This window comes from Ochrobactrum sp. SFR4 (genome assembly GCF_019730395.1).
GTDB lineage: Bacteria > Pseudomonadota > Alphaproteobacteria > Rhizobiales > Rhizobiaceae > Pseudochrobactrum.
Genome location: NZ_JAAPBB010000016.1, coordinates 19,246 through 36,107 on the forward strand (window position 1 = coordinate 19,246; position 16,862 = coordinate 36,107).

Consider the following 16,862-nt stretch of genomic DNA (forward strand, 5'->3'; position numbering starts at 1 on the left):
CCCGCATCGGGGGCCGCAGCTGAGCCCTGGTGGCATTAACCGGAATACGACTGAGATGACTAACACTAAGAAACCGCTTCAGGATCAAGACAACGCTATGACCTCATTTTCGCGCGATTATTCCGCGCAAGGCAGCTCGCAGGCAGGCAGTTTGAATAAAGGCGATGAACTGGGACCCAATTCCGAGATCGGTTCCAAGTTGCGTGCTCTTTATTCCAGTATTCAGGATGAAACTATTCCTGACCGTTTTCTTGATCTTTTGGAGAAACTGGATCAGGCTGAACGTAAATCTGCTTCTCATTCAAGGAATTGACAGGAATGGCGGAGGAGAGAGACGAATTCAAGCGGCTGATGCTTGCGGCCTTGCCGGGCTTGCGGGCTTTCGCGGTATCTTTATCAGGTCAGCAGGATAAAGCTGATGATCTGGTGCAGGATACGATTATGAAAGCGTGGGGCAAGCGCGACAGTTTCGAAATGGGCACCAATATCAAAGCCTGGCTGTTTACGATTTTGCGTAATGAATTTTACAGCCAGATGCGTAAGCGCGGCCGTGAGATACAGGATACGGACGGACTTTATACGGAGCGGCTGGCCGTTCATCCGTCTCAATACGGATCGCTGGATTTGCAGGATTTTCGCAAGGCTCTGAACGAATTGCCGGACGATCAGCGTGAAGCGATTATTCTGATCGGTGCTTCCGGTTTTTCCTATGAGGAAGCTGCGGAAATCTGTGAATGTGCTGTCGGTACAATCAAGAGCCGTGTCAGTCGTGCGCGTGTCCGGTTGCAGGAGTTGCTCGATGTCAAAGGCAATTCCGATTACGGCCCCGATGATACGTCGTCACAAGTGACGATGCGTTCTTTCTAAACGTATTTGATTATCGTCAGAATGTGACCGGCTGATTATCTGTAATCGGAGCGGAGATTTATTTGAAGATTATTGCTGTTCTTAACAGTCAAAGCGGTACTTTGCGGACGATGAATATTGATGCGTTTATTGATGACGCATGTGCTGCTTTTGCTGCTGAGGGGCATGAACTGTCCTGTGTGCTGACAGATGGTGATGATATTCTTGCCGCTTTGGAAAAGTCCGCACAAAATCATGATTATGATGTGCTTCTGGCCGGTGGCGGCGACGGCACGATTTCTGCCGCAGCTGCACTGGCCTGGCAGAATGATAAAATTTTGGGTGTGCTGCCAGCCGGTACGATGAACCTCTTTGCCCGCTCACTGAGTATTCCGCAAAATGTTACTGAGGCCATTCACGCACTGGCAAAGGCCGGTGCCGAAAATGTTGATATCGGCACCTGTAACGGCCAGTCCTTTGTGCATCAGGTGGCGATAGGTCTCCATCCGATGCTGGTCAGATATCGTGAAAAATACAGCTATGCCTCGCGTTTGGGGAAAATCTGGGCGAATTTCCGCGCTATGGGGCAGCTGATTACCCATGTGCCGCGTGTGAGAGCGGTTGCAGATATTGACGGGCGTTCCGTTAAAGGAGTGTATTCTGCCCTTGCCGTATCGAACAATCCTTACGGAGACAGCGTTCTGCCCGTCGCACCGGATGTGCAGACAGGGCATCTCGGTTTTTATCTGGCGAAGCCGTTGCCTGTCAGCGGCATGCTTAAGCTGTTCTGGGATATTGCGCGCGGACAATGGCGCAGCAATCTGGCGATAGAGGAAGATCAGGCCCGCTCAGTTCAGCTGAAAATCCTGAATCATAAAGCGCATCAGTATATGTCTGTTGACGGAGAATTGCTGCCATTACCGGCCGAACTGGATATCCGTATTCATCCGGCGGCACTGCGCGTATTGGTGCCGCAGAGTGAGAACTGACTGGTCAGATTGGCGGACTCATGAAAACACCGCACAAATCGCTTTGTGCAGTGTTGTTTATAGCCGGAGCAAAAGCGTATCCGCGACATGCTCTGGAGCGGTTTACGTCCAGATTGGATCATAGCGCTCGCTCTAGATTCTTTATTTGGTCGCATTATCACGGGCGTCAAGTTGATCCAACTTGACTGTGAAATGCTCTGGCGGAAAGGCTCTAAAGCGTTGCTGCGCCGGTCTCATCTGAACTGACACCCAGAGTTTCCAGTGCAAGCTCAATTTCCCGCAGATCCTTGTTCAGCCCGTCATCGGGATCCATGCCGCCTTCTGTTGCGGCGCGCTGAAGATCGCGCGCATCTTCCTGAAGTTTCAGAATAGCAGCAGATTTGTCCAGATTGGTGAGGGACATATCTGCGAGGATCTCATTAAGCTGTGCTTTTGTAGAACTGGTCATCAATGGTCTCCTTAGGGTTTGGCTTTGCGAACTGAACTCTTTGACCTGAACACTGCGGCCCTAACACTGCGGAGGAAGGGGGCGGAACTTATCCGCCCTGATCCTGCTTTTTATTGCCGGATTTTTTGTCCCGCGACAGCAATGTCACTGCAATCAGCCCTGCAAGCGGTACTGCTAAAGTTAAAAGCGGTTTCCTGAGTAAAGTCGGTACGGCGGCAACTGCTGCTGCTGTGAGCGCTGCATTGGTGTCAATAGCAGCCCGTCTTTCTTCAAGGCGACGTTTCTCGGCCTTATCCATTACGCGGTTGACGATATAGGCAATGATCGCCAGCGCCACACAGCCGGTTGTGATAATCAGAGCTGCGAAAATCAGGCCATATTTCATCATGAGAATGAAAAAGACTGCGAGCAGCAGAAAGAACGCACCTGTGAGCAATGCCACAGCCATAATCGCATAGAGAATGGCACTGCGTTTGGCACGCTGCGTTGCGGCTTGCACTTCGCTGCCGATAATGGCTGAAATGACCGGTGTGAACAATTTCAGCATATCAGCGCCGTGTCAGCGCTGCGAAAAGATAACCGAACGCGGCAGCCAGAGCAATCGATGTGACCGGACGTTCCTGAACATAATCGGTGACCTGTTGCTCAAGGGAGCAGGCACTGTCCTTAAGGGAGCTCAGAGCATCTTCGCCCTGTTCATAAATATCCTGATAGGCATCGGATGCATCTTGTCTGGCCTGATTGATTTTTCGTGAGCCCATTTCTGTCAGGGTCGCGGCGATAGATGCAATATCCTCTTTAAGCTGGGCAATCTGTGCCTGCAATTCTGCTGTGCTGTCGTCCTGAATGTCATTTACGTTTTTGGTATCACGAGCCATGGATGCCTCCGGAAGCTGAAATTTCAAATTACAAAGCAATTTCATTTTCTTTGAAACTGCTCTGTAATGTTGTCTGGGTTCAGAAATATAACGTGGCTTTAACGTAATGGTTCCGTGCATTCATCGCCAGAGAGCAGTTGCCGGTGCGGAAGACATTCGATTGCCAAGGTTAATTGCCGCAGTTTCCAAATTCAGCTCATGCAGAAACAGACAGGCGGATGCGTGCGCGAGAAGCGGGCATCTGCGTGATACTCAGCAAGTCAGATTGCAGGCATATGCTGAGCATAACCTGTGTTGGAAATCTGAGAGAAGGTACAGAAGTGTCAGGCAATCATGAGAATGAGAGCTGCAATCAGAATACAACCGGCTGTCACATAAAAACCGGTACGTAAGACCGCGTTTTCCTGTTGTTCCGGTTCATAAGATCCCGCAATTGCGGTACGGGCGGCAGTTTCAATGGTTTGCATGTCTTTGTGCAACATCTACTGTCTCCGGAGCATGATGATATTGGTGTCAGTCAATAACGGTATGCACTGCATTATGCGGCTTTAATGCGTCAGGTTTATGATTGTTCCTTGTCAGGATCTTAATATTCCCCCGATTGTCCGGTTTGAGTTCAAACTTGTTTCAAATTGTCATATTATGGTTTTGCCGTTATAGTGCCTGCGTAACCTGAAGCTGCGACTCACCGGAGCTGCCGGAATTGCATTGAGGGTGTGAGAATTTCTTGCGACAGCGATAAAATTCGTAAAACATCCGTTTGTTTTGGTGAATAACTTCCGCTTTCCGGTCAAATAACAGCAGAATGACGGGTTTTTTTAAAACATGACTTGCGAAGTCATGTTTGATGGTTGTATTGCATAACCCGAAAAAGGCAGTTGCTGGTTGATGCAGCACATCCGCACATATGTGGAGCAGGTTGATCCTGTACAGGCTGGAAATAATACAGGCCGGCTGTCCCTGATAATGAAATGCAGTGAGGTCGTCGCGGTGGTTAAGACAGTGTCCAAGGCAGCAATATCATTCAAGACAGGATTGTCAGCTTTTATTCTCTCCGCATTTCTGGCGGGTGGTAATGTGCTGACACTTTCAGCGCCGGTTATGGCGCAGGAAGCACAGTCACAGCAAGCTGCCCCGCAAACCTCTCCGGAAACACAATCGACGCCTCAGGCAGCCCCATCCGCTCCTGCTGCAGCGCCTGTAGCGCCAGCGGCACAGACACCGACATCAGCTCCGGCCACATCTTCTCCTGTCAATGAGCCTGCTGCCACGCAGCCGGCCACTGGCACTGCTGCTCCGGCAGCGACAAATTCTGCTCCGGTAAATCCGGCAGCTCAATCCTCCCAGTCCGCGCCGTCTGCAGTAACGCCTGCGCAAACAGAACCTGCCGGTCAGCCGGTCAGTATTGCACCGGAAGCCGGTCAGTCTCAGGCTGCCACGCCGGTTCGCACCGCTGATAACGGCTTGCAGATTCCGCATGATTTGTCCCCTTGGGGCATGTTCATGGCTGCTGACTGGGTTGTTAAAGCTGTTATGATTGGTCTGGCGATTGCATCATTGGCCACATGGACAGTCTGGCTTGCCAAGACACTGGAAATTACCGGTGCCCGCAGCCGCGCCCGCCGCGCCTTGAAAGAAGTATCTCATGCGGAAAATCTGACTTCTGCGGTGCAGGCACTGGATAAAACCCGTGGCCCTGGTGCTCATCTTGTCCGCGCTGCACAGGAAGAAGTGACACAATCTGCATCTGCTGCCGCTTATGTCGGCGGGGAAGGACTGAAAGAACGCGTTGCTTCCCGTCTCAGCCGCATTGAAGCCGGTGCAGGACGCCGCCTTGCCAAAGGTACCGGTATTCTCGCGACGATTGGTTCTGTTGCGCCATTTGTCGGTCTGTTCGGTACCGTATGGGGGATTATGAATTCCTTTATCGGTATTTCCGAAGCGCAGACCACCAATCTTGCCGTTGTGGCGCCGGGTATTGCCGAGGCGCTTCTGGCAACAGCTATCGGTCTTGTCGCCGCTATTCCGGCAGTAATTATTTATAATATGTTTGCCCGTTCGGTGACCGCCTACCGCCATCTGCTGGCCGATGTGAGCGCCGGTGTTGAGCGTCTTGTCAGCCGCGATCTGGATATGCGCGCAGCCCGTGACATCGTGCAGAAACAGGCAGCCCGTCAGAATGCGGCTCAGACTGTTCCGGTCACGAAAGCAGCGGAGTAAAGAATATGGGCAGCCGTTTGCGTGAAGATGCCGGTGATGAACTGCAGGAAAGCCATGAAATCAACGTAACGCCGTTTATCGACGTGATGCTGGTGCTTCTGATTATCTTCATGGTGGCAGCGCCTCTGGCAACTGTTGATATTAATGTTGATCTGCCGGCGGCCAGTGCTACGCCGCAGCCACGCCCTGACAAGCCGGTTTATCTGACGCTGAAGGAAGATCTGAGCCTCAGCCTTGGCAATGATGCAGTTAATCGTGATTTGCTGGCGCCGACACTGGATCGTCTGGCGGCAGGCAATAAAGACACGCGTATTTTCCTCCGTGCAGACAAGACTGTCGGCTATGGCGAGCTGATGAATGTTATGAACCTGCTGCGTGAGGCAGGTTATCTCAAAATCGCGCTGGTCGGCCTGGAGACGCTTGGTGCGGGTGATGCAACCGGTGCACCTGCGGCGGGAGCACCGGCAAGTCAGCCTGAAGCTCAAAACTCGAGCCAAACTTCGGGCCAAAATGCAGGAGAGTGAGACGTGAAGGAATTACCGATCGATCACCCGCCGGTTCGGGGTATGAAAAACGGTTCTGCTGTTGAGCCGTCATCCGGTCTCTGGAAAGACATGGTGCGCTGGCTGGGTGCCGGTGCTGCTGTGCTGATGGCGCATGCAGCCGGTGCTTATGCTTTGCATGCATCGATACCGGAAATGGTGCCGGATGGTGAACCGCCTGCAGCGATTATGATGGAGCTTGATCCGGTTCCTCAGGCACCGGAAGTGGAAGAAGATTCCATCGCACCGTCTGCCGAGGCCTCCCAAAATCCTGATGAAGCTGAAATCGAACCGGAAAAGCCGGTGGAGCAGGTTGAAGAAGTAAAGCCTGAAGAACCTGTTGAAGAGCCTCAGGAAGTGGCCGAAGCTGAGCTGGTAGAGGAAGAAGTTCCGGAAATCATTGAAGCGCCGAAGCCTGAAGTGGTTTTGCCGAAGGTTGTTGAAAAACCGAAGGTCGAGAAGAAAGAACCAAAGCAGGAAAAGCCTAAAGAAAAGCCGAAGCCTAAGGAAAAAGCCAAGAAAACTCAGAAAGCTGAGCAGACACAGGCAGCTTCTGCTCCCCAGATTAATGCACAGAATTCATCCCGTGTTGCGGCCAATGCCAATCGCCAGAGTTCGGCATCTGCCGGCGTCAGTTCGGCAAAATGGCAGTCAAAAGTGCAGGCACATCTTGAGCGTAAGAAGCGCACAGCACAGCGCAAGCTTGGACGCGGAGATAAAGGTGTTGTGCAGATTGCTTTTGTGATTGATGCAGGGGGCAATGTTTTGTCTGCCCGTGTCTCAGGAACATCAGGAAATCCGCAAGTGGATCAGGCTGCTTTGACAGCCGTGAAAGCGGCTTCACCGGTTCCGGCACCGCCACCGGCAATGGCAGCTGCACGGATTCCGTTTCAGGTGCCTTTCAAATTCAACTGATATAACAGCATAAAAAAGCCCCGCATGAGTTTCATGCGGGGCTTTTCAATTTCAGCTTTACAGCACTCTTATTTATGGCCGGTTGAGCCAAAACCACCGGCACCGCGCTCGGTTTCACCGACTTCTGACCGTTCTTCAATTTCAACCTGCACAACAGGTGAAATCACCGCCTGTGCAATACGCATGCCGCGTTCGATGCGGAAATCATCATCACCGAGATTGATCAGCAGGACTTTGACTTCGCCACGGTAATCGCTGTCGATGGTGCCCGGAGTGTTCAGGCAGGTGATGCCATGTTTGAAAGCCAGGCCGGAGCGTGGGCGGATTTGCGCTTCATAACCTTCTTCCAGTTCAAAAATCAGGCCGGTCGGCACAAGTGTACGGCGACCCGGCAGTAGTACGATCTGGCGGTCTTCCGGTACGGCGGCACGCAGATCAACGCCAGCAGAGCCTGCTGTTTCATAGGCTGGCAGATCAAGGCCTGCAGCATGTTCAAGACGGACAATTCCGAGCTTCGGGCGGCTGGATGATGAAGGGGAATTGGCAGACATGATAAACCCTTTTCAGCAATATATGATTTAAAATGAGCACTAAACATATTGAGGGTCTTTTTGAAAGAGCCGTATGCTGATTTCAAAAATAATTAGAGCGGTTCCGGTTAATATTGCATCGGTAGAACCACTCTAACTCTTTGTTTTACGCGTATCTTATCCAAAAACCGCTTCGCACTTTTCGGGATACGCTTTAGCGCTCTTTTCTTATGGTGTGTAACCGAAAAGCGGGATTTCCGTGCTGTCCTTAATTTCTTCCATCACAAAGGAAGCAGAGACATCCGACAGCGGAACACGGGTGATGAGTTTCTGATAGAGCCGGTCATAGGCTTTCATATCTTCAATGCGGGCGCGGATAATATAATCAAGATCCCCGCTCATGCGATAAACGCCGACAACCTCTGTCAGCGATGTGACTGCCGCGCGAAATTGTTCCAGCCATTTCGGATCATGATTACTGGTTCTGATCAGCATGAAAACGGTGAGGCCAAGGCCGAGCTTGTCGGCATCAACGATTGCAACACGGCCTTTGAGAATGCCGTCATCTTCCAACCGTTTCAGCCGCCGCCAGCATGCATTGCGCGACAGGTGGATACGGGCGGAAAGCGCGTCTACCGATAGAGTGGCATCTTTCTGTAATTCCTGAAGGATGCGGCGGTCTGTTTCGTCTATATTATGTGCCATATAGGGATAATTGTCCCAAAGATTTATATTATCAAGGATTTTTTGAGATAAAATGTGCGTTTGACGGTGTTAGTATTTTAAATCAGAAACCTATCTTGCTGATTTGAAAATTGATAACGGGGAAACTCATGCAAACCAAAATTTCACGTCTGTTTACGGAACATCCGGCATCGGTCAACGAAACCTATTTGGAGCATATGGCTTTTGCTTCTAAATTTTCATTCACGCTTTTTGCAGCTGCTTTTGCAGCTCTGATCCATGCAATTTTGCCATTTTTATTCGACAAAACAGCCAGCACTATTGTCGCGAAGCTTTATGCCAAAACGCATAAGCGCGCGGCTGAATAGTGAATTGTTAACTATAGTGGCGGAAGATCACTGTTGTAACCGGCTATAAATAACGGCGGGTTCCGGTCTTTCGCTCACTAGTCAGAGTGTGTTTTCATGTGCCGCTGGGCTGCATATTTCGGATCTGATCTGTATCTTGAGGATATTATCACCGCGCCTTGTCATTCGCTGATCGCGCAAAGCCATCATGCGACTGAAGCGAAAACCGCGACCAATGGCGATGGCTTTGGCGTGGCGTGGTACGGTACACGCGAGGAGCCGGGATTATATCGCGACCTTCTGCCTGCATGGTCTGACCAGAATTTGCGCAGTCTTGCACGCCAGATTAATTCACGTCTGTTTCTGGCGCATGTACGTGCCTCCACCGGTGGTGAAACCAGCCGTGCAAATTGCCATCCGTTCGTGTTTCAGCGCTGGAGCTTTATGCATAATGGTCAGATCGGTAGCTTTGACCGTCTGCGCCGCCCGCTGGAAAGTTTGCTGCCGGATGCGCTTTACAGCCACAAATCGGGTTCGACTGATTCAGAACTTTTCTTCCTGCTGATGCTGCATTTCGGGTTGGATAATGATCCGCTACGTGCTCTGACACGCACGGTCGAAGTGATTTATGATACTGCTGAGGCCGTGAAAGTACCGCCTTTTATCCGGCTGACAGCAGCATTTTCAGATGGTCATTCCCTGTTTGCAGTGCGCTATGCCAGCGATACTTATGCACCAACGCTTTACACCGCCAAGATGGCATCCTCTACGGGAATATGTGTTGTGTCTGAGCCGCTGGACGGTGTTGCGGAAAATTGGATGGCAGTGCCGCGCAACAGTTTTGTGACTATTAACAAGCCCAATCATATCTGCATTGAGCCGTTTATGGACGAACAGTCTGTAGTTAAGCCTGCCGCAACACTTGCTGTTGTGGCAGGTTAGAGCGACCTTCGTGTGCCAAATCCGGCACACGGCGCTCTAATTTCCCTCTTTATGCATTACCGATCAGAATGCCGGCTGCGAGTACCAGTGCACCGCCGAGGACGACCTGAAAGGCTGCACGCATGAACGGCGTTTCCATGAAGCGGTTCTGAATATAGGCAATCGCCCAGAGTTCGATGAACACAATGATGACAGCAATGCCGGTCGCTGTCCAGAAATCGGAGATCAGGTAAGGCAGGGCATGACCAAGACCACCAAGCGTGGTCATAATACCGCTGGCAAGACCACGCTTGACCGGTGAGCCACGGCCTGAGAGCTTGCCGTCATCATGAGCAGCTTCTGTGAAGCCCATGGAGATACCGGCACCTACGGAAGCCGACAAGCCCACAAGAAAAGTCTGCCATGTATCCTGCGTGGCGAACGCGGCAGCGAAAATCGGCGCCAGCGTTGAAACCGAACCATCCATCAGGCCTGCAAGGCCGGGCTGAATATAGGTCAGGATCAGTTGTTTGCGTTCACCGGCACGTTCTTCATCCTGCACATCATCCGGTGTCAGCCTCTCTTCCAGATGATGGGCGCGCTGTTCATGATGCTTTTCTTCCAGCGCCAGATCACCCAGCAATTTACGTGTTGCCGCATCGGACACACGCATGGCGGCCTGCTCGTAGAAACGTGCAGCCTGTTCTTCCATTTGCGCGGCCATATTGCGCACTTTATCGATGCCGAGCGGACGCACCAGCCAGTCGGGCTTGCGCTCATAATATCCGCGCACATGTTCACGGCGGATAAGCGGAATGTTGTTACCAAAACGCTGTTGATGCAGCACAATCAGACGGGAACGATGATTGTGCTCTTCCTCAGCCATTGCCTCAAAAATTTTCGCCGATTGCGGGTAAGCCTCACGCAATCCGTCTGCATAGCTGAGATAGATGCGAGCATCATCTTCCTCAGAGGATATGGCAAGCGCCAATATTTCCTGCTCTGAGAGACTGTCAAAAGACCGGCGTGATGAGGTGAAGAGGGAAGAGAACATAGGTGTTCCTTTTTAGAATTACTCTAAATTAATTAATTTAGAATGATTCTAAAATCAAGCTCCTTTTGCAGCACTTGCACAGGCTGGTACTTCATTCAGAGAATGTGTTGCATCAGCACCAGATCAAGCCAGCGGTCAAATTTGCGACCGACCTGCAGGAGCAGACCTGTTTGGGTGAAGCCGTGTTTTTCATGCAGACGAAGAGAAGCAGTATTCTGCGCTTCAATAGCGCCAAGAAGGACATGGATATTATTGCCGGCTGCATGTTCCAGCAAGGCGCGCATCAGCTTGTCGCCGGCACCTTTGCCGCGTGCATGGCCGGCGATATAGATTGATAGCTCTGCCGTGTGTTTATAACATTCGAAAGCGCGGAAGGCGCCGTAGCTGGCATAGCCGAGCAATTCGTCCCCCTCTGTCAGCACAAGTACCGGAAAACCCGCGCTTTGGCGCGATGCCAGCCATTCCGCACGGTTTTGCAAATTGACCTTTTGGCTAATGAAAACGGCCGTCGTATTGGAAATCGCATCATTATAAATATCAAGGATTGCAGGCAGGTGGGTCGTGTCAGCGTGCCGTATGGTCAGCATGTTCGGCCTTCATATGGAAATGGCGGGCAGGATTGTTCCTGTCCGCCACTTTTATGCCGCTTATTAAAAGCGTCAAGAATTTATTTCTGTGCAGATTTAAATTGCAAGCGGCGGGCATGGAGTACCGGTTCGGTATAACCGTTTGGCTGTTCACGACCTTTAAATACCAGCTCACAGGCAGCCTGAAATGCAATAGATGCATTGAAGTCTTTTGCCATCGGTAAATAGGCTGCATCATCCGCATTCTGGGCATCCACAACAGCGGCCATACGCTTCATGGTTTCCATCACCTGCGCTTCGCTGACAATGCCATGATGCAGCCAGTTGGCGATATGCTGAGCGGAAATACGCAAGGTTGCACGGTCTTCCATCAGGCCGACATTGTTGATGTCCGGCACTTTGGAGCAGCCGACGCCCTGATCAATCCAACGCACCACATAGCCCAGAATACCCTGCGCGTTATTATCGATTTCTGCCTGTACGTCTGCAGGCGCCCAATTGGTGTCACGGGCGACAGGAACCGTCAGAATATCTTCAAGCTTGGCTTTTGTGCGCGACTTGAGCTGGTTCTGAACCGCTGCCACGTCAATCTTGTGATAATGCGTGGCGTGGAGCGTAGCCGCCGTCGGGGACGGCACCCATGCGGTATTGGCACCGGCTTTCGGATGAGCAATTTTCTGCTCCAGCATTGCAGCCATCAGATCCGGCATCGCCCACATGCCCTTGCCGATCTGTGCATGGCCTATCAGTCCGCAGGCAAGGCCGGTATCGACATTCCAGTTTTCATATGCCGCAATCCATGCCGCCTGCTTCATCTCGCCTTTGCGGATAACAGGGCCTGCTTCCATCGAAGTATGGATTTCATCGCCGGTACGGTCGAGAAAACCGGTATTGATGAAGAAGACACGTTCTTTGGCGGCACGAATGGCTTCTTTGAGGTTCACCGTCATGCGGCGTTCTTCATCCATAATACCCATTTTCAGCGTATTTGGTTTGAGGCCTGCCAATGCTTCAGCGCGGGCGAAGATTTCTGCGGCAAAGGCCACTTCTTCCGGCCCGTGCATTTTCGGCTTCACAATATAGACCGAACCGGTACGGGAATTGAGATGCGTGCCTTTGAGTTTGCCGTCCTGTGTGCCGATATCATGCAGGGCGATAACAGCGGTGAAAGCTGCATCAAGAATGCCTTCCGGAATTTCATTGCCCTCGCTGTCCAGAATAGCCGGATTGGTCATAAGGTGGCCGACATTGCGGATCAGCAGGATTGAGCGGCCAGGCAAGGTGAGGGTAGAGCCGTCAGGGGCAGTATAGCTACGGTTGGCATTGAGCTTGCGGGTAATGGTTTTACCGCCCTTGTCAAAGTTCTCCGACAAAGTGCCTTTAAACAGGCCGAGAATATTGCGGTAGGCCAAAACCTTATCGGCAGCGTCAACCGCTGCGACCGAATCCTCGCAATCCTGAATGGTGCTGAGCGCAGATTCCAGTGTGATATCGGCGATATGTGCCGGATCGGTCTTGCCGATGACATGAGCGGCATCGCAGCGGATTTCGATATGCAACCCGTTATTCTTCAGAAGTACGAGGGAAGGGGCAGATGCATCGCCCTGATAGCCTGCAAAAGCTTGACCAGTTTTCAGAGATGTCGTTTTTCCATTGCCGAGTGCAAGAATAAGCTGGCCATTGGTGACAGAGAAACCGGTAACTTCATCCCAGCGGCCATCGCTCAGCGGGGTGGCTTCATCAAGGAATGCTTTTGCCCATGCAATAACTTTTGCACCGCGCACAGGATTGTAGGCTTTGCCTTTTTCAGCGCCATTGTCTTCGCTGATAGCATCTGTGCCGTAAAGTGCATCATAGAGCGAACCCCAGCGTGCATTGGCAGCATTGAGTGCATAGCGGGCGTTCATGACAGGTACAACAAGCTGCGGGCCTGCAAGACTGGTAATTTCACTGTCTACATTGGCAGTGGTGACCTGAAAATCTTCACCTTCCGGCAGGAGATAACCGATTTCGCGCAAATAGGCCTGATAATCTGCCATCGTGTAATTGCGGTTGGCTTTATACCATGTGTCGAGTTTGGCCTGAATATCATCACGCGTTGCAAGCAGGGCTTTGTTACGAGGCGCAAGCTCTTTGACCATGCCGGCAAGTCCGCTCCAGAAGGCATCTGCCGCAATGCCGGTTTCCGGCAAAACTTCCTTTGCCAGGAAATTGCTCAGTTCCTGATCTACCTGCAAACCCGCATGTTCAATACGACCACTCATCACTCGGCTCCCTGTCTGATTTTGGTGTTAACCGGCCTGTCCTGCGCAGCTTAATCTGAACGAGACGCAATGGACAAGCATTGTTACTGCTTTGTTTTGTCAAAGCTGTCAAATTATGTTTACATAATTGTCTACAATATTAAAAGCTGATATTACGCATAATCAAACGCTGTTTGTGCAGTCTGGTAAGAATTCCTCGTCAAAAGATGGAATTCTGAAAGCGGATGGCTGTTTTTGTTGCAGGATTATCAATCGGAAGCATGAATAGAAATTGACTGATAAACAGTCTGGCTTCACAATACTGACATGTCCTGCTTACATATTATGACCGGTAAAAGCATTCTTTTTTCTCGTATCATTCTGTCAGGTACATTGAAGAGTGAAGCGCCTTAAAAATATAGCTGGCAGAGACGGTATTGGAATGCAATCAGGGTAAGCCGCGTGTTTACTCTGTCTCTTTGAAGCCGCGTTTTGCAATCGCATGAACCGCAGTGTTGCAAGATGCACAAAGGAGGTGTTTCTTGAACATTGCCGCATTTGCCGGCAAATTGCCGGCATTGGTTCTGAACGCGGATTTTCGTCCGCTCAGCTATTATCCTTTATCACTCTGGTCGTGGCAGGATGCGATCAAAGCGGTTTTTCTTGAGCGTGTAAATATTGTTGCGGAATATGATGCGGAGGTCAGCTCTCCGACTTTTTCCATGCGGTTGCCAAGTGTTATCAGTCTTAAAACCTATGTTGCTCCGCCGACTTATCCGGCGTTTACACGGTTTAATCTGTTTCTGCGGGATCGTTTTGAGTGCCAGTATTGCGGCGCACATCATGAGCTGACATTTGACCATGTCATCCCACGATGCAGCGGCGGCGAAACAACCTGGGAAAATGTGGTCGCTGCCTGCTCTCCCTGTAATTTGCGCAAAGGCGGTATGATGCCGGCAAAAGCACAAATGTGGCCGCGCCAAAAACCCTATATGCCGAGTGTTTTTGATTTGCATAAAAATGGCAGGCGGTTTCCGCCGAACCATTTGCATGAAAGCTGGATGGATTATTTGTACTGGGATGTGGAACTGGAGCCGTAAAGATACAGCTCCGGTTCTTTTTTATTGTCTTATTTGCGGGTTTTGAGTGATGCACCGTAAAAAGCAATGATGGCGAGAATCAGCGAAGCAACGCCGTTCCAGCCTGCAAAGGAAATACCGAGGAAACGTCCGGCTGCAACATCGCAGGCGGCCGGTTTGACCGCATTCAGATCACCAAGCAGATTGCCTGCGCTGGTGGTGATGGATACGGCACCGGTTGCGCAATCGGCAGGACCTGCCCAGAATTTCCATTCCACGCCCGAATGATAGACAGAAAGAATCAGGCCATAGGTCATCAGTAATCCGGCGATCAGCAGGAAAAGACGTGTCAGTTTTTCTGATTTTCCAAGTGCTGTCAGTAACGCGCTGAGAAGCATCAGCGGTACGCCGATATAATAAGGGATGCGTTCTTCAAGACATAATTTGCACGGCAGATAACCGCCAATATATTGAAACGCGAGGGCAGAACCCACGACACCGGCCATGCTCACCGCAAGAAAGGCTGAAATAAGCGTATGTTGCGAACGGGTTGTCTGAGCAGTACCGGTTGAAGACACAGGAAAATCCTTGTTGCAAAAATCAGTTTAAACCCAGCTCAGCCATGGCCTTATGGCATAAACATGGCTGTCTGATGCTTTTCTGGAGCGTGTCGCATTTAATGAAACCATTGAGCTGCGACATGCTTTAGGCGTGAAGATATTTGACGGCTATAAATAGCAGAATCAAGATGACAGCAACGGTGGCTGCGATCAATCCGAGACGCTTTTCAATAAAGTTACGGATCGGTTCACCAAAGCGCTGCAACAGCCATGCCAGCAGCAGAAAACGTGCGCCGCGGGTAATAATCGCTGACAGGATAAACAACCAGATATTAACGCCTGCTGCACCGGAGAGAATGGTTACAACTTTCATCGGTGGCAGATGTGACAAGCCGGAAGTGATGAGCAACAGCAGAATCATATCGGCGCTGGTGCTGCCACGCATGGCTTCGAATGTGTCGAGCTTGCCGTAAAAATGCAGGACCGGTTTTGCGACTGTTTCATAGGCGTAGTGGCCGATATACCAGCCAAGAATCCCGCCGAGCACAGACATGACAGTGGCAATCAGTGCATAATGCCAGACTTTTTTAGGGCGGGCGATGCCCATCGGTACGAACAGGACATCAGCGGGAATCAGAAAGACCGAGCTTTCAAGAAAAGCGATGACTGCCAGCCATGCAGCTGCGGATTTGCGCGCAGCAAGGGAAATGGTCCAGTCGTAGAGTTTGCGCAGCATGATGGCCTCTGTCGGTTCTCAGCAATGTTTGTACAGGCAAAAGCCATGCGAAATTTTGATGTTGTGTGTAAAACGAAAAACTTTGCAGGGCAATGTGTACTGAAAACCGTTATGAATGGTTTTACAGCCCGTGAGAAAAGGCTGGATTTTCTGTGTAGGTAAAATTTGTTGAAATAATCTTGAAACAAACAGGTTTTGCAGTTGACGGGAAGGTGGTTCTCACTATATTTCGGCGCACCAGTGCAGCGCTTTGATTATGAAGTGCCTGCGAATGTGCGGGTGTGGTGGAACTGGTAGACGCGCCGGACTCAAAATCCGGTTCCGAAAGGAGTGTCGGTTCGATTCCGACCACCCGCACCACTTTTTCCAGACAAAATTTAGCCGCAACGTGCTTTCATTTTTTTGCCTTTAAACTTGAGTAAAATATACATAATATCTCTTGAAAGATATGCGGACATATTCTACCGAAAGAGCATCTTCTTTAAGGCGGAAATTGCTGTGAAAGCCTATTTGATTAATCTGGATCGTTGCCCCGAACGCTTAATGCGCATGCAGGAGCAATTTGCCAAAGCGTCTGTTCCTTTTGAACGTGTCGCGGCTGTGGACGGCAAAAATCTCAGCGATCAGGAATTAGCGTCGATCATTCGTATACCGGCCTGGAAAGAGCCTCTGACAAGAACGGAAATCGGTTGTTTTCTGAGCCACCGGAAGTGTCTGGAGCTTATTGCGCAGGGGGAAGATCGTTTCGCTGCGATTTTTGAAGATGATGTGACCCTGTCTAAAGATACGAGGCAATTTTTCGAATCTACAGCTTGGATTCCGGACAATGCCGAGCTGATTAAAATTGAAACTCAGGGCAAAAAAGTTTTGACTGACAAGCCGGTTGTGACAATTGCCGGTCACTACACGGTAGCACAATTGCGCAGCCAGCATATTCTTGCCGCCGGTTATATTATTTCCCGCGATTGCGCGCGAAGATTACTGTGCCGTATGAATGATGCGGCCTCACCGATCGATCATCTTCTCTTTACGCCATCCTGTGGTTTTTTCCCGCAAATGACTGTTTATCAGGTCAGCCCTGCAATTTGCATGCAGGCGGGGCTGGAGAGCACATTGGGCCCTGAGCGGTCTTCGCAATATTGCCCGCCGGCCAAAATACAAAGGCTGAAGCGTGAAGTGAAACGGTTGTTTGTCCGCAGTAAAACCGGTCTGTGGGGGCTTTATATCAACTGTTTCACAAAGAAACGCTGGGGACGCATTCCGGTTACCCGTGACTGATTTGT

Annotated in this window: 21 protein-coding genes and 1 tRNA gene; 11 read left to right on the top strand and 11 right to left on the bottom strand. The window is 50.8% G+C overall.

What is annotated here, in order from left to right; genetic code table 11:
• Positions 1–97: 97 nt before the first annotated feature.
• The 3 genes from HBA93_RS15390 (at position 98) to HBA93_RS15400 (ending at position 1,835) form a co-directional block, all read left to right on the top strand.
• Positions 98–313 (top strand): NepR family anti-sigma factor, encoded by a 216-nt coding sequence (locus HBA93_RS15390; RefSeq protein ID WP_075657368.1) that lies wholly within the window; start codon positions 98–100, stop codon positions 311–313.
• A gap of 5 nt (positions 314–318) precedes the next feature.
• On the top strand, positions 319–867 hold the full coding sequence (locus tag HBA93_RS15395) for an RNA polymerase sigma factor (protein ID WP_022711295.1): 549 nt from the start codon (positions 319–321) through the stop codon (positions 865–867).
• Positions 868–929: 62 nt separating this feature from the next.
• On the top strand, positions 930–1,835 hold the full coding sequence (locus HBA93_RS15400) for a diacylglycerol/lipid kinase family protein (RefSeq protein ID WP_221723831.1): 906 nt from the start codon (positions 930–932) through the stop codon (positions 1,833–1,835).
• A 211-nt stretch (positions 1,836–2,046) separates the two neighbouring features.
• On the opposite strand, the gene HBA93_RS15405 is transcribed toward HBA93_RS15400, so the two are convergent.
• The 4 genes from HBA93_RS15405 to HBA93_RS15420 all read right to left on the bottom strand — a co-directional run bounded on the left by HBA93_RS15405 (position 2,047) and on the right by HBA93_RS15420 (position 3,643).
• Positions 2,047–2,283 (bottom strand): hypothetical protein, encoded by a 237-nt coding sequence (locus HBA93_RS15405; protein ID WP_022711293.1) that lies wholly within the window; start codon positions 2,281–2,283, stop codon positions 2,047–2,049.
• A gap of 88 nt (positions 2,284–2,371) precedes the next feature.
• Positions 2,372–2,830: a hypothetical protein gene (locus HBA93_RS15410; RefSeq protein ID WP_122092591.1), complete on the bottom strand. Its 459-nt coding sequence runs from the start codon at positions 2,828–2,830 to the stop codon at positions 2,372–2,374.
• A gap of 1 nt (position 2,831) precedes the next feature.
• On the bottom strand, positions 2,832–3,161 hold the full coding sequence (locus HBA93_RS15415; RefSeq protein ID WP_163026090.1) for an ElaB/YgaM/YqjD family protein: 330 nt from the start codon (positions 3,159–3,161) through the stop codon (positions 2,832–2,834).
• Between the two features lie 323 nt (positions 3,162–3,484).
• On the bottom strand, positions 3,485–3,643 hold the full coding sequence (locus tag HBA93_RS15420) for a hypothetical protein (RefSeq protein ID WP_162994574.1): 159 nt from the start codon (positions 3,641–3,643) through the stop codon (positions 3,485–3,487).
• A gap of 619 nt (positions 3,644–4,262) precedes the next feature.
• Here HBA93_RS15420 and exbB point away from each other — a divergent pair.
• From exbB to HBA93_RS15435, 3 genes are read left to right on the top strand one after another with little or no spacing between them, the layout of a single operon-like run.
• Entirely contained in the window at positions 4,263–5,381 is a 1,119-nt protein-coding gene (gene exbB, locus HBA93_RS15425) for a tonB-system energizer ExbB (protein ID WP_221723852.1), read from the top strand.
• Between the two features lie 5 nt (positions 5,382–5,386).
• The gene (exbD, locus tag HBA93_RS15430; RefSeq protein WP_121994059.1) at positions 5,387–5,905 is read left to right on the top strand and encodes a TonB system transport protein ExbD; all 519 of its coding nucleotides are present in this window, start codon (positions 5,387–5,389) and stop codon (positions 5,903–5,905) included.
• Between the two features lie 42 nt (positions 5,906–5,947).
• Positions 5,948–6,838, top strand: coding sequence for an energy transducer TonB (locus HBA93_RS15435; RefSeq protein WP_221723853.1), 891 nt, complete (start codon positions 5,948–5,950; stop codon positions 6,836–6,838).
• Between the two features lie 68 nt (positions 6,839–6,906).
• Here HBA93_RS15435 and dut read toward each other — a convergent pair whose 3' ends face one another.
• Positions 6,907–7,389: a dUTP diphosphatase gene (dut, locus tag HBA93_RS15440; protein ID WP_121994058.1), complete on the bottom strand. Its 483-nt coding sequence runs from the start codon at positions 7,387–7,389 to the stop codon at positions 6,907–6,909.
• Between the two features lie 207 nt (positions 7,390–7,596).
• Positions 7,597–8,073, bottom strand: a complete 477-nt coding sequence (locus HBA93_RS15445; RefSeq protein ID WP_075657370.1) for an Lrp/AsnC family transcriptional regulator — start codon at positions 8,071–8,073, stop codon at positions 7,597–7,599.
• A 128-nt stretch (positions 8,074–8,201) separates the two neighbouring features.
• On the opposite strand from HBA93_RS15445, the gene HBA93_RS15450 reads away from it, so the two are divergent.
• Positions 8,202–8,420 carry a DUF6356 family protein gene (locus HBA93_RS15450; RefSeq protein ID WP_221723832.1) on the top strand — a complete coding sequence of 73 codons (219 nt, stop codon included), beginning with the start codon at positions 8,202–8,204 and terminating at the stop codon, positions 8,418–8,420.
• A 96-nt stretch (positions 8,421–8,516) separates the two neighbouring features.
• Complete coding sequence (locus HBA93_RS15455; RefSeq protein ID WP_221723833.1) at positions 8,517–9,341, top strand: class II glutamine amidotransferase; 825 nt, start codon at positions 8,517–8,519, stop codon at positions 9,339–9,341.
• 49 nt (positions 9,342–9,390) lie between these two features.
• Here HBA93_RS15455 and mbfA read toward each other — a convergent pair whose 3' ends face one another.
• The 3 genes from mbfA to HBA93_RS15470 form a co-directional block, all read right to left on the bottom strand.
• Positions 9,391–10,374 carry an iron exporter MbfA gene (gene mbfA / locus HBA93_RS15460; protein ID WP_221723834.1) on the bottom strand — a complete coding sequence of 328 codons (984 nt, stop codon included), beginning with the start codon at positions 10,372–10,374 and terminating at the stop codon, positions 9,391–9,393.
• A gap of 95 nt (positions 10,375–10,469) precedes the next feature.
• On the bottom strand, positions 10,470–10,961 hold the full coding sequence (locus HBA93_RS15465) for a GNAT family N-acetyltransferase (protein ID WP_221723835.1): 492 nt from the start codon (positions 10,959–10,961) through the stop codon (positions 10,470–10,472).
• Positions 10,962–11,041: 80 nt separating this feature from the next.
• Positions 11,042–13,225 (bottom strand): malate synthase G, encoded by a 2,184-nt coding sequence (locus HBA93_RS15470; protein WP_221723836.1) that lies wholly within the window; start codon positions 13,223–13,225, stop codon positions 11,042–11,044.
• Between the two features lie 521 nt (positions 13,226–13,746).
• Here HBA93_RS15470 and HBA93_RS15475 point away from each other — a divergent pair.
• Positions 13,747–14,304: an HNH endonuclease gene (locus HBA93_RS15475; RefSeq protein ID WP_022711279.1), complete on the top strand. Its 558-nt coding sequence runs from the start codon at positions 13,747–13,749 to the stop codon at positions 14,302–14,304.
• Positions 14,305–14,333: 29 nt separating this feature from the next.
• On the opposite strand, the gene HBA93_RS15480 is transcribed toward HBA93_RS15475, so the two are convergent.
• Positions 14,334–14,861, bottom strand: coding sequence for a disulfide bond formation protein B (locus HBA93_RS15480; protein WP_121994052.1), 528 nt, complete (start codon positions 14,859–14,861; stop codon positions 14,334–14,336).
• A 127-nt stretch (positions 14,862–14,988) separates the two neighbouring features.
• The gene (locus tag HBA93_RS15485) at positions 14,989–15,579 is read right to left on the bottom strand and encodes a YqaA family protein (RefSeq protein ID WP_121994051.1); all 591 of its coding nucleotides are present in this window, start codon (positions 15,577–15,579) and stop codon (positions 14,989–14,991) included.
• Positions 15,580–15,854: 275 nt separating this feature from the next.
• On the opposite strand from HBA93_RS15485, the gene HBA93_RS15490 reads away from it, so the two are divergent.
• Positions 15,855–15,939 (top strand) — tRNA-Leu (locus tag HBA93_RS15490).
• 138 nt (positions 15,940–16,077) lie between these two features.
• Positions 16,078–16,857, top strand: a complete 780-nt coding sequence (locus tag HBA93_RS15495; protein WP_221723837.1) for a glycosyltransferase family 25 protein — start codon at positions 16,078–16,080, stop codon at positions 16,855–16,857.
• Positions 16,858–16,862: the final 5 nt, after the last annotated feature.